At 37.4% G+C, this 13,310-nt stretch carries 10 protein-coding genes and 5 tRNA genes; 13 read left to right on the top strand and 2 right to left on the bottom strand.

All coding sequences use genetic code 11. From position 1 onward, the window contains the following. Positions 1-155: 155 nt before the first annotated feature. From E7Z81_RS02985 to E7Z81_RS03000, 4 genes are read left to right on the top strand one after another with little or no spacing between them, the layout of a single operon-like run. A complete protein-coding gene (locus tag E7Z81_RS02985) occupies positions 156-1,025 on the top strand; it encodes a hypothetical protein (protein WP_292744053.1) in 870 nt (289 codons plus the stop codon). Between the two features lies 1 nt (position 1,026). Continuing rightward, the gene (locus tag E7Z81_RS02990) at positions 1,027-1,905 is read left to right on the top strand and encodes a site-specific DNA-methyltransferase (RefSeq protein ID WP_292744056.1); all 879 of its coding nucleotides are present in this window, start codon (positions 1,027-1,029) and stop codon (positions 1,903-1,905) included. Positions 1,906-1,950: 45 nt separating this feature from the next. Further along, on the top strand, positions 1,951-2,619 hold the full coding sequence (gene tpiA, locus E7Z81_RS02995) for a triose-phosphate isomerase (RefSeq protein ID WP_292744059.1): 669 nt from the start codon (positions 1,951-1,953) through the stop codon (positions 2,617-2,619). An 18-nt stretch (positions 2,620-2,637) separates the two neighbouring features. Beyond that, positions 2,638-3,852: a phosphoglycerate kinase gene (locus tag E7Z81_RS03000; protein WP_292744062.1), complete on the top strand. Its 1,215-nt coding sequence runs from the start codon at positions 2,638-2,640 to the stop codon at positions 3,850-3,852. A gap of 38 nt (positions 3,853-3,890) precedes the next feature. Here E7Z81_RS03000 and thiE read toward each other — a convergent pair whose 3' ends face one another. Then, positions 3,891-4,511 (bottom strand): thiamine phosphate synthase, encoded by a 621-nt coding sequence (gene thiE, locus E7Z81_RS03005; protein ID WP_292744065.1) that lies wholly within the window; start codon positions 4,509-4,511, stop codon positions 3,891-3,893. Beyond that, complete coding sequence (gene thiM, locus E7Z81_RS03010) at positions 4,508-5,374, bottom strand: hydroxyethylthiazole kinase (RefSeq protein WP_292744068.1); 867 nt, start codon at positions 5,372-5,374, stop codon at positions 4,508-4,510. The genes thiE and thiM overlap by 4 nt, the downstream gene beginning before the upstream one ends. A gap of 116 nt (positions 5,375-5,490) precedes the next feature. Between thiM and E7Z81_RS03015 the strand changes: the two genes are divergently transcribed. From E7Z81_RS03015 to E7Z81_RS03055, 9 genes are all read left to right on the top strand, one after another. After that, positions 5,491-5,564, top strand: a tRNA-Thr gene (locus tag E7Z81_RS03015). Positions 5,565-5,680: 116 nt separating this feature from the next. Continuing rightward, positions 5,681-5,755 (top strand) — tRNA-Pro (locus tag E7Z81_RS03020). A gap of 4 nt (positions 5,756-5,759) precedes the next feature. Then, positions 5,760-5,833, top strand: a tRNA-Tyr gene (locus E7Z81_RS03025). Positions 5,834-5,947: 114 nt separating this feature from the next. Next, positions 5,948-6,019: transfer RNA gene (locus E7Z81_RS03030), tRNA-Asp, on the top strand. Between the two features lie 20 nt (positions 6,020-6,039). Further along, positions 6,040-6,113 (top strand) — tRNA-Lys (locus E7Z81_RS03035). Positions 6,114-6,155: 42 nt separating this feature from the next. Further along, positions 6,156-6,389: a DNA-directed RNA polymerase subunit H gene (locus E7Z81_RS03040; protein WP_292744072.1), complete on the top strand. Its 234-nt coding sequence runs from the start codon at positions 6,156-6,158 to the stop codon at positions 6,387-6,389. A 239-nt stretch (positions 6,390-6,628) separates the two neighbouring features. Further along, on the top strand, positions 6,629-8,173 hold the full coding sequence (locus tag E7Z81_RS03045; RefSeq protein ID WP_292744075.1) for a DNA-directed RNA polymerase subunit B'': 1,545 nt from the start codon (positions 6,629-6,631) through the stop codon (positions 8,171-8,173). A 9-nt stretch (positions 8,174-8,182) separates the two neighbouring features. Continuing rightward, on the top strand, positions 8,183-10,525 hold the full coding sequence (gene rpoB, locus E7Z81_RS03050) for a DNA-directed RNA polymerase subunit B (protein WP_367263002.1): 2,343 nt from the start codon (positions 8,183-8,185) through the stop codon (positions 10,523-10,525). A 25-nt stretch (positions 10,526-10,550) separates the two neighbouring features. After that, a complete protein-coding gene (locus E7Z81_RS03055; RefSeq protein WP_292744077.1) occupies positions 10,551-13,304 on the top strand; it encodes a DNA-directed RNA polymerase subunit A' in 2,754 nt (917 codons plus the stop codon). Positions 13,305-13,310: the final 6 nt, after the last annotated feature.

The raw sequence follows: 13,310 nt of genomic DNA on the forward strand, positions 1-13,310 counted from the left end.
AAAAATTAGAAAAGAAAAAAATCTTGCTCCTCAAAAATTTTTTAATCCGAATCACTTAAGTTTTTGAAAGAGCCAATCTAAAATTACATTTATTGAACAATATTATAATTTATTCGTAAAAACTATTTATATGTTTAAAAATAATAATGAATATTATGATATTATGGAATAAACATCAAGAAAAACTATTTTTTTTAAACTCAAAAAATTTCGCATCGCCAAGACAACTTTTCTATAAAACCGAAGACGGGAGATATCTTGCATACTGGCCTAAAAAATATAGGGGCAGAAAATCAACTCTTCAGGCCAGAAATTCTCTGATAGGCAACTATACTGAAAAATGGGTTGCAGACCTGTTTGAAGAGATAATTGATGATGAAAATCTCCACATTGTCCAGCAGGCAAGAATCCCTTCAGTAGGAATCACCTCAAAATCCCCTGCAGATATTGCCGTTGCAACATCAGATAACAAAATTTTAAAAGCGTCACAGGTAAAACTTATATGTGAGGTAAAAATGTCATTGGTGTGGAACTGGGAATATGACCCTCGCCAGGATAATATTTGTGAGGTCGGGGATTTCAGAACCCATCAGGGAAAGCCAAGTTTCACACGTTCGGATTCTGTCTTAAAAGCTATAGGCAAATGCATTGACATTAGGGTTTCAAATCTGGAATCAAGTAAAATACCAATAATTGTTGTGGGAAATGCACCGCTGTCAAACGGATTTTCAAAAAAAGCGGATTACTTGAAACATGCCGGGCTGATTCAGGGATTCTGGTCACTAAATCCGTTCCCGCTAAATCATGGAAATACCCGAAAATCCACACCTAAAAAAGGATTTTACAGATTTGACAACACCTCCGAGTTAAAAAGGCATCTGAATCAATTGTTCGACCAGGACTTGAATTTCTTTTCAGGCATGCAAAGTCCTGAAAGTCTTGGGAAAATGATTGAAATAGCTGATAGACAGGACAGTTATGAAAATAAGGGATTAAAATTTTTAAATCTCCTAAAGAGGTCTTAATGTGGTAAGAAAAACGGAAAGTTCATCATTCGGTTCTGTGTTGAGGGAATCTCACAATTCCAAAAAATTTTACAGTGCAAAACTATTCGATCAATTCAAAATCCCGAAAAACATAGAGTTCAAGGAAAATAAAATAGAAAATAGTGACTTAAATAAAATTTACTGCAAATCCAGTGAGGACATGAGTGAAATACCTGATGACAGTGTTCATCTCATGGTTACCTCACCTCCGTATAATGTCGGAAAGGAATATGATGAGGACTTGTCACTGGACGAGTATCTCAGACTTCTGAGTTCTGTTTTTGGCCAGTGCTATAAGAAACTGGTCACAGGAGGGCGTGCCTGCATTAACATTGCAAACATCGGCAGAAAGCCATACATTCCTCTTCATGCAATGCTTATTGAAATAATGCTTGATTTGGGATTTTTGATGAGAGGTGAAATAATCTGGGACAAGTCAGCAAGTGCAGGAGGATCATGCGCATGGGGAAGCTGGATGTCAGCATCCAATCCTGTATTAAGGGATTACCATGAATATATTCTGGTTTTTTCCAAGGGTTCATATTCAAAAAACAAGGCTCAGGAAAAGCGCGATACAATTGCCAAGGATGATTTTATTCAGTGGACAAAAAGCATATGGACATTTCCTGCAGTCAATGCCAAAAAAATAGGCCATCCTGCACCATTTCCAATCGAATTGCCGCACCGTTTAATAAATCTTTACAGCTATGAGGGAGATGTTGTTTTAGACCCATTTTGCGGAAGCGGAACAACATGCATTGCAGCTTTACAGAATAACAGAAATTATGTCGCTTATGAAATTAATCAGGACTATGTGGATTTGGCTCAAAAAAGAATTGATAATCATAAATTTATTTAATAATGTTTTCCAAATATAATATTATAAAATAATTGTGGGATTATTATGGATACACCAATAGTGATATTGAATTATAAAACATATTTGGAATCAAGTGGTATAAAAGCTTTGGAACTTGCGCATGCTCTGGAAAGTGCTGCAAACGAATCAGGAATTACTATGGTTGCAGCTCCTCAGGCAGCAGACATATACAGAATCAGTCAAGAAGCTTCACTCCCTGTTTTTGCTCAACATATTGACCCTATTTCACCAGGGGGACATACCGGTTCTAACTTAATCGATACTTTAATAGAAGCAGGTGTAAGCGGTTCATTAATCAATCATTCAGAACAAAGAATGAAATTGGCAGACATTGATGAAGTCATTAAATTATGTAAGGCTAATGAAATAGAATCCTGTGTCTGTACCAACAATATTGAAACTTCAAAAGCTGTAGCAGCACTCAATCCTGTTGCAGTAGCTGTTGAACCTCCTGAATTGATAGGTACTGGAATTCCTGTATCTCAGGCACAGCCTGAAGTTGTTGAAGATACAGTCAATGAGGTCAAAGCTATCAACAAAGACATTAAGGTATTGTGCGGTGCTGGAATCACTACTGGTGATGATATGAAAGCCGCAATGGATTTGGGTGCTGATGGAGTATTGCTCGCATCAGGAATTATTAAGGCAGAAAGTCCAAAAGATGCTTTACTTGATTTGGTAAGTAAATTATAATGATTATGAGTGAGAGAAATGGCTGAATTTAATACAATTGATGACTTTGATGTAGAAAATAAAACCGTACTTGTAAGAATCGATGTTAACTCTCCTGTTGACCCTGGTTCTGGAATCATCCTGGATGATACAAGATTGAAATTGCATGCAAAAACAATTAAGGAATTGTCCAATAAAGGAGCTAAAGTTGTTATTCTTGCTCATCAAAGCCGTCCTGGTAAAAAGGACTTTACAACTTTATTTCAACATGCAGAAGCTTTATCAGACATTTTAAATTTAAGAGTAAAATATGTAGATTCTCTTTTCTCATCCTTGGCTAAGGATGCTATCCGTAATTTAAAACCACATGAAATATTACTTCTTGAAAATGTACGTTTCTTCTCTGAAGAATCCCTTTCAAGAACCCCTGAAGAGCAATCTAAAACCTTACTTGTAAGGCATTTATCTCCTTTAATTGATTATTTTGTCAATGATGCATTTGCTGCGGCACATCGTTCACAGGCATCCCTTATAGGTTTTACAGTCAACACTCCATCTGCCGCAGGACGTGTCATGGAAGAGGAACTCACTGTAATTCAATCCGCTTTGGATAATGTTGAACATCCTTGCGTATTTTTACTTGGTGGAATGAAACCTGATGACTCAATTGACGTTATGGAAAATGTATTGAGCAACGGAACTGCAGATTCCATTTTAACAACAGGTATTGTTGGAAACATTGTATTATGGGCTGCAGGTGTAGATATTGGTCAAGTCAACAGGGATTTCATAGCAAGCAGAGGATATGAAGACATGGTTGAAAAATCCAAGGAATTAATCGAAAGGTTTGGTGACAAGGTTAAATATCCTATCGATGTTGCATGTGAAATTGACGGTAAAAGAGTGGACATTGATTTTGAAGAAATTCCAAACGAAGCGATTTTCGACATTGGTGTTAAAACCATCAATTATTATGCAAAAGAGATACGTGATGCAAAATATATATTTGCCAACGGTCCGGCAGGTGTGTTTGAAGATCCTAAATTTGCAATGGGAACTGAAGACTTAATCAATGCAATGGCTAAATCAAATGGATTTTCACTTATTGGTGGAGGTCATATTGCAGCTGCAACTGCAGGTCTTGGTTTAGAAGACCAGATGAGCCATTTAAGTAGTGGTGGTGGAGCATGTATCAGCATGCTTGCAGGTAAAGACCTTGCTGCTGTAGAAGCTCTTAAAAATAGTAAAAAATAATATTTTTTTACTTTAACTTTTTTTTTAAAAAATAAAATTTAGCTATTGAAAATTTCCAATAGCTCTTCGGATGATTTTTTCGGATTATCGGAGCTCATTATTGCACTTACAACAGATAATCCTGCAATTCCGGTGTTTTTTAGTTCGTGTGCATTTTCCAGTGAAATTCCACCTATTGCAACAACGGGAATGTCAATTGACTCGACAATTTCTTTCAGGTCATCTTTTGTTATTTTTGGAGCGTCATCCTTGGTTTGTGTAGGAAATACCGCACCGGTTCCAATGTAGTCTGCTCCGTCTTTTTGGGCTTTTTGAGCTTCATCGATTGTGGCTGCAGAAACTCCCAGTATTTTATCTTCTCCGATAAGTCTTCTGGTGACATCACACGGCATGTCTGACTGGCCCACATGAACTCCGTCAGCATCAATGGCCAGTGCAACATCCACTCTATCATTAATTATTAACGGAACATTGTATTTTGTTGTAATGTCCTTTACTTTTAATGCCAGATTATAGAAATCTAAAGTTTCAGCAGTTTTTTCTCTAATTTGAACTACTGTTGTTCCGCCTTTAATTGCTTCTTCAATAGTGTTCAGGAATTTTTCTACATCGTCGCTTTTATCGGTGACGAGGTATAATGATAAGTCTAGGTTTTTCATAGTATCTTGATATTTGATTCGTTGATTAAGCTTTCTGCGGTTGTTTTGTAAAGATAATCAATTAGGTATGCTCTAAATGAGCCTGTTCCTTCATCCTTTTCTTCAACTTTTGCTCTTGCTTTTTCACCTGCAAGGTTCATTGCCAATATTGCAACAAGGCTTCCTTCAAGAGGACTTGATCCGCCCACGCAGCTTCCGACAATGGAGGATAGCATGCATCCGCTTCCTGTAATCAAAGGCATCATGTCGTCTCCGTTGTCAATTGCTATTGTGGTTTCCCCGTCACTTAAAATGTCTATAGGTCCGCTGGCCAATATTGTTGTATTAAGTTTTTTTGCAAGTTCCTTGATGATATTTCCGTTATCCTGCAGGTTTTCTTCAGTGATGATGTCATTGATGTTTACGTCAACGCCTTTTGCGGCATTGTTTTCGTCAATGACTCCTGTTAATTTTGCAATTGCTTTTATTTCACTTATGTTTCCTCGAATTGCCGCCATTTGGTATTTGTTGATTAAATCCAATGTGGTTCTGTTTCTAAGTTCTGTTACTCCGACTCCAACAGGGTCCAGTGTTATTGGTGTATTTGTTTTGTTTGCTGTTTTTGCGCTTATGTGCATTGATTTCACTTGGTCTTTGCTTAATTTTCCTATGTTTATGACTAATGCATCTGCTATGGTTACTACTTCCTCCAGTTCTTCTGCATCTTCTGCCATAAATGGGGATCCTCCGATTGCAAGGACTGCATTTGCACAATCGTTTATTGTCACTGAATTTGTTATGCAGTGTGTCAATGGGTTTTTTTCTCGGATTTGCGCTAATGTTTCATCAATTTTTTCAAGGATTTCAGATTCATTATTTATCATGATTATTAATTATAAATTTTTTATTATTTATATTTTAATGAAATTTTCATGATTTATAGTAAAGTATTTAAATAACTTTTAATATAGAATATATTGTTATATGATATTAACATCATGCCTCGGTGGCTCAGTCTGGTAGAGCGCGAGACTTGTAATCTCGTGGTCGCGGGTTCAATTCCCGTCCGGGGCTTTAATTTATATTCCACATTTCAATTTTTTTATACAATATTGAAAATTATAGTAACATTTATATACTATGGAATATAGATTATCATTAGTATGTTATCTGCATACTCTTTTGTATGTGGGTCCGTAGGGTAGCTTGGTCGATCCTTTGGGCTTTGGGAGCCTGAGACTCCGGTTCAAATCCGGGCGGACCCATTTTCCCGCCTTAGCTCAATTTGGCAGAGCGTTGGACTGTAGATCCAAATGTTGCTGGTTCAAGTCCGGCAGGCGGGATTTAGTATTTATTTATTTGAGTCATATATATTTTTCATGAAAAAATATCTTTTTTTCGTAACCTTTATATATGATGAAAATTATACTAATTAATAGTGTATTTGTAAGTTGTGTGCCTTGGTGGTGTAGGGGCTATCATGTGGGCCTGTCGAGCCCGCGACTCGGGTTCAAATCCCGGCCAAGGCGTTCAGATTTATGAGTCATGTAGGCCTGTAGCTCAGTCTGGCAGAGCGCTTGGCTTTTAACCAAGCGGCCGCGGGTTCAATTCCCGTCAGGCCTGTTTCTAATTTTATATTTTAACTTTTCTATCGGAGGAAAAAATTTGAAAATTGATATTCAAGACCATAAACTCGTACCTAAACATGAAATTATGAGCGAAGAAGAAATTTCTGAAGAATTTAGTGACGTAGATTATGATTTTAGAGACCTTCCTAAAATAAGAGCTAATGATCCTGTTGTAGAAGCTATCGGAGCTCAACCAGGTAATGTTTTAAGGATTACTCGTGATAGTCCTACTGCTGGTGAATATATTACTTATAGGATTGTAGAAGGTTAATTTAGTTTTTAATATAATTTTAGAGAGAATGGATATATTTTGATTTCTGTATTTTTTGTTTTTTTAGAAATTCATTATATTTGAACTTAGTTTGAGAGGAATTATCTTAAATAGGAGATAGTTATGAGTAAATTAAGAATAATGATTAAATGAATTAGTTGTTAGGTTATATCCTAACGTATCTGTTATTTTTATTTATTTATTATTTTTATTGCGTTACGTAATGCTGGAGGATGTCCATGACAGAGAATAACTGGAAATTAGTTGATGCATTTTTTGACAAGTATGACTTGGTTGATCACCATATCAAATCATACAACGATTTTGTAAACCATAGGATTCAAAATATTATTGATATTACTGAACCTATCACTTTGGACGACGGTAAATACACTTTAAAAACTGGTAAAGTACGTATTGAAAAACCATCCAACAAAGAAGCAGACGGGTCCAGTAGTGAAATTGATCCTACTGAAGCAAGACTTAGGAATTTGAATTATTCAGCGGACATGTATCTTGAAATGGCATTGAATGAAGAAGGAGAAGACAATCCTTTGGAAGAAGTATATATTGGTGAATTGCCAGTAATGCTTAAATCCGATATCTGCCATCTCAATGGACTCAGTGCTGAAGAATTAATTGAAAAACATGAAGACCCTCAAGATTTAGGTGGTTACTTTATTGTAAACGGTTCTGAAAGAGCTGTTGTAACAATGGAAGAGATTGCACCGAACAAAATTATTCTTGAACGTTTAGGGGAAGTTGAAGAAAGACATGCTAAGGCTGTTGTTACTTCCATCAAAAGTGGTTTCAGAGCAAGAATTACTTTAGAATACAAAAAACCACGTAAAAATGGTGTATTTTTAAGAATTTCCTTCCCGTACCTTCCTGGTGAAATTCCACTCGTAATCTTATTAAGGGCACTTGGTTTATCCACAGATGAAGAAATCATTACAAAAATATCTGATGACAACAACTTCCAGATGATGATTGCGGATGATATCCAAGTATCTCTTGAAGCTTTGAAATTGGATCAAAATGAAATGGACGGCATGACTTTAGACGAAAGAAAACAATACCTGCAAGATGCTGCTATCAAATACATAGGAAATAGGGTAGCTAAAAACATGCCTAAAGATTATCGTATCAAACGTGCAAAAGATGTCGTAAATCGTTATCTGTTACCTCACATGGGTACTGAAGAAGACAAATGTTACGATAAAGCTATTTACTTAGCTGAAATGACTGAAATGTTACTTGAAGTTATTGAACAAAAAAGAGAACCACACGACAAGGACCACTATACCAACAAAAGACTCAGAGTATCTGGAGATTTAATGGAAGATTTATTCAGAGTTGCTTTCACTAACTTAACCAGAGATATGAGCTATCAGCTTGAAAGAAGTCTTTCACGTGGTAAAGAACTCTCAATTAAACAGGCAGTTCGTAGTGATGTTTTAACCGAAAACATTAAGCACGCTATCGCTACCGGTAATTGGGTAGGTGGAAGAGCTGGTGTAAGTCAGCTGTTGGACAGAACCAGTTACATGGGTACTCTTTCCCACTTAAGACGTGTTGTATCTCCTTTAACAAGAAGTCAACCTCACTTCGAAGCAAGAGATTTGCACCCAACACAATTCGGTAAAATATGTCCTAACGAAACTCCGGAAGGACCTAATTGTGGTTTGGTTAAAAATTTAGCATTGTTATGTAATATTTCTGAAGGTTCAGATGAACAAGCTATTATTGATGTTATTGAACAAATGGATGTTGATTTAATTTAAGGAGGTGGAATGTTGTCTAAAAAAATTAATGCTAAGTTAAAAAGAGCTTTTTATTATTTTGGTTGTGACAAAGTAGCTCCATACTATGAAGTTATAGGAAGAATTGAAAAGTTACAGGAACTTTCTAAAGATGATGAAGATTTAGCTCAAAAAGTAAATGAACATGCTGATGCTATTGAAAGTTATTATGATACTCCTGAAAGTAAAGAAGATGAATCTTTAGTTGCTGATTTTACTAAAGATGAACCTAGAAAAAGCTGGGAATCTTATAAAGATGATTTCGGTGAAGTAGATTTCACTGATGATGGTGAAATTGAACCTGTTGAAGCTGTTGAAGATGAAACTGGTATTGAACTTGCCGAAGATGAAGGTGATATTGAGCCTGTTGATGCTGAAGATGATGGCGATATTGAGCCTGTTGATGCTGAAGATGGTGAAGGTGATATTGAACCTGCTGAAGAGGATGACGTTGAGGAAATCGAACCTGTCGAACCGGTCATTGCCGAACCTGAACCAGTTGCACCGGTTGAAGATTATAAGGCTCCAACCAAAATTTACATTAACGGTGAACTTTTAGGATACTGTAAAAATCCAAAAGAATTCACCCAGGAAATGAGAGAAAAAAGAAGAAACGGTGAAGTCTCTCATGAAATGAACATTACTTATTATGAAGATAATAATGAGATATACATATTCAATGATCCTGGTAGGGCAAGAAGACCATTAATCATTGTTAAAGATGGTGTCCCACTCCTGAAAGAAGAACATTTAAACAAAGTTGCAAACGGAAAGTTAAAATGGGATGACCTGATTAACAACGGTCTTATTGAATACTTGGACGCTGAAGAAGAGGAAAACTCATACATTGCTATGACTTTAGCAGATTTAGAACCTGAAAACGATGAACACACTCACTTAGAAATCGACCCTGCAACAATGCTTGGTATTTGTGCAGGAATTATTCCATTCTCTGACCACAATTCCTCTCCAAGGAACACCATGGAAGCGGGTATGACAAAACAGGCTTTAGGTTTATATGTTTCAAACTATGCATTACGTACTGATACAAGGGCTCACCTGTTACACCACCCTCAAACTCCAATCGTTAAAACACGTATTATTGACTCAACTAATTATGACTTAAGACCTTCCGGTCAGAACTTTGTTGTAGCTTTAATGTCCTATGAAGGATATAACATGGAAGACGCAATGGTTATCAACAAAGGTGCACTCGAAAGAGGTTTAGCAAGATCTTCTTTCTTCAGAGCATATGACACTTCAGAAAAAAGATACGCTGGAGGTCAAGTGGACAAATTTGAAGTTCCAGACAAAAACATTAAAGGATACAGGTCAGAGGAAGCTTACAGAAACTTGGATGAAGACGGTGTAGTAAACCCTGAATCATATGTTGAATCCGGTGATGTATTAATTGGAAAAACATCCCCTCCAAGATTCTTAGAAGAAGACTTCGGTACTGTTGCTGACAGAAGAAGGGAAACTTCCGTAACTGTAAGACACGGTGAAAAAGGTATTGTCGATGCAGTTCTTTTATCCGAAACAGTTGAAGGTTCAAGATTAGCTAAAATCAGAGTAAGAGATACCAGGCAACCTGAATTTGGTGATAAATTCGCATCAAGACACGGTCAGAAAGGGGTTGTCGGTTTAATATTATCTCCTGAAGACATTCCATTTACAGAATTTGGTGTTGTTCCTGATTTAATCGTAAACCCTCACGCTATCCCATCCAGGATGTCCATCGGACAGGTATTGGAAATGGTAGCTGGTAAAGCAGGCTGTCTTGAAGGTGAAAGAGTTGACGCAACTCCATTCAACCAGGCACTTGAAGGTGAAATCAAACAGCAACTTATCAATCACGGATTTGAATCTGCAGGATGTGAATCATTATACAGCGGTGTAACCGGTGAAAGAATTGATGCCGAAATATTTGTAGGAGTGGCATATTACCAGAAATTACACCACATGACTACCGATAAAGTTTACGCTCGTTCCAGAGGTCCAGTACAAGTACTTACACGTCAACCTACTGAAGGTAGAGCACGTGAAGGTGGTTTAAGATTTGGAGAAATGGAAAGAGATTGTCTTATCGCACACGGTGCAGCTTTAACATTGAAAGAAAGACTCCTTGATGAGTCTGACAAATACGAAGCTATAGTATGTGAAAACTGTGGAATGTTAGCTGTATATGACAGGAACAAAAACAAGAAATACTGTCCTATCTGCGGAGATGTAGAAACTTATCCTGTTGAAATTTCATACGCATTTAAATTATTATTAGACGAACTTAAGAGTTTATGTATTTTCCCTAAATTAGTTTTAGGAGACAAAGCATAATTGAATTTATAAAAGGAGCCAATACATGACAGATTATTATATTAAAAAAATTGAGCAAATTAACTTTGGTTTAATGTCTCCTGAGGATATTCGTAAAATGTCTGTAGTAACTGTAGAATATCCTGATACTTATGGGGATGATGGTTTTCCTATTGAAAAAGGTTTAATGGACCCTCGTTTAGGTATTATTGACCCTAGTTTAGTATGTAGAACTTGCGGTTTTAAAGGTGGGGATTGTCAAGGTCACTTCGGTAGTATTGAACTTGCAAGACCTGTTATTCATGTTGGTTTTGGTGACGTTATCCACAAAATCTTACGTTCCACCTGTAATGAGTGTGGCCGTGTTCTTCTAAACGATGAACAAATTGAATACTACTCTGAAAAAATCCATGAAGCAATGGACAACAAGGAAAGCATCAACAACATCCTGAAAGAGGTATACAAAGATGCTAAAAGGGAATTAAAAAATATGCCTGAAGACGAAGATGAGGAAATTGACCTCAAATACTGCTGCCCTCACTGTGGCGCACCTCAGGAAGCTATCATTTTAGATAAACCTGTTACAATTCGTCAAGGTGATTATAAATTAACTCCTTCCGAAGTAAGGGAAAGACTTGAAAGAATTACTGATGATGATGCATACATCTTAGGAGTAAATGCAGAAGTTGCAAGACCTGAATGGTTAGTACTTACAGTATTGCCTGTTCCTCCTGTAACAGTAAGACCTTCCATTACTTTGGATACCGGTGAAAGATCAGAAGACGACTTGACTCACAAGCTCGTGGATATCCTAAGAATCAATCAGCGTTTACTTGAAAACATGGAAGCAGGAGCTCCACAACTGATTGTTGAAGACTTATGGGAGTTATTACAATATCACGTTACAACTTACTTTGATAATGAAGCATCAGGTGTTCCTCCTGCAAGACACAGGTCAGGAAGACCACTCAAAACCTTAACCCAAAGGTTAAAAGGAAAAGAAGGAAGGTTCAGATCCAACCTTTCCGGTAAACGTGTAAACTTCTCTGCACGTACAGTTATTTCACCAGATCCTAACATCAGTATCAACGAGGTCGGTGTACCTGAAATGATTGCAAAAGAAGTTACCGTACCTGTTCACGTAAACGAATGGAACATTGATGAAATCAGAGGATACATTGAAAACGGTCCTGATATTCACCCTGGTGCAAACTATGTAATCAACGGCAATAAGAAAAGAAGGGTTACTGAAGATACCAAAGAGTTCATTTTAGAACAGTTAGAACCTGGTTTCATTGTCGAAAGACACTTGAAAGACGGGGACATGGTTCTCTTCAACAGACAACCTTCCCTTCACAGAATGAGTATGATGGCTCACGAAGTAAGGGTATTGCCTTACAAAACTTTCAGATTAAACCTATGTGTATGTCCTCCATACAATGCTGACTTTGACGGGGACGAAATGAACATGCACGTTTTCCAGACTGACGAATCACGTGCTGAAGCTAAATCATTAATGCGTGTTCAAGAACACATATTATCTCCTAGGTTCGGTGGACCGATTATCGGTGCTATTCACGACCACATTTCAGGAGCTTACCTTTTAACCCGTGACGGTGTGGAATTCACTGAAGAAGAAGCTTTACAAATCATCCGTAAATCTCACTTGGCTATTCCACCACTCAAATCAGGTCAATGGGTTTTAAAATACGACCCTGAAGCTAGTGAAGAATCATTCATATTCAAGGACAAAGGAGATAAATGGACTGGAAAAGAATTATTCTCACTATTATTACCTAATGACTTAAACTTATCATACAGTGCTGAGATTTCAAAATGTCCTGTAGTATATCCTCCTGAAGACGCTACTGTTGTAATCAAAAACGGTATCCTGACTCAAGGGGTTATCGACGAATCCGCTTACGGTTCATTTTCAGGTAAAATCTTAGATAAAATCGTTAAGGAATACGGTCCTGGAAGAGCAAAAGAATTCTTAGACAGATCAACTGACCTTGCAATCTGCGGAATCATGAAAACAGGAATCACCACTTCATTAAACGATGAGGAAATTCCTGAAGAAGCTCAAGACCGTATTAACGAGCACTTGAATAAGAAGATGGAAGAAGTAGATATGCTTGTTCAATCTTATGAAGAAGGCTATCTCCAAGCTTTACCTGGTAGAAGTTTAGAAGAAACCTTAGAGATGAAAATCATGCAGGTTCTCGGGGAAGCTAGGGATATGTCTGGTAGTATTGCAGAAAATTACCTTACCATGGGTAAACAGTCTCCGGATGATTCATACGAACATGTGATGGCTGTTGAAAACCACTCTGTAGTAATGGCACGTACTGGTGCTAGGGCATCCATGTTGAACCTTACTCAGATTACTGCTTGTGTAGGACAACAGGCAGTTAGGGGTGGACGTATCGAAAGGGGTTACCTTAACAGAACCTTACCTCACTTCAAGAAAGGTGAGTTAGGGGCTAAAGCGAAAGGATTTGTTCACTCAAGTTACAAATCCGGTCTTGACCCAATTGAGTTCTTCTTCCACGCAATGGGTGGAAGAGAAGGTCTTGTAGATACAGCTATTCGTACAGCGCAATCCGGTTACATGCAGAGAAGACTTGTTAACGCACTTCAGGACTTGCAAGTTAAACCATCCGGACTTGTTACCGATAACCAGGGTAATGTTATCCAAACCATGTTTGGAGAAGATGGGGTAGACCCTGCAAAATCTGACTTTGGTAAACCAGCTGACTTAAACAAGCTTATTGACGAAATAAGAATGGAAGGTAAGTAGGTGTAA

Source organism: Methanobrevibacter sp. (assembly GCF_015062935.1).
In the GTDB taxonomy this organism is placed as follows: Archaea; Methanobacteriota; Methanobacteria; order Methanobacteriales; family Methanobacteriaceae; genus Methanocatella.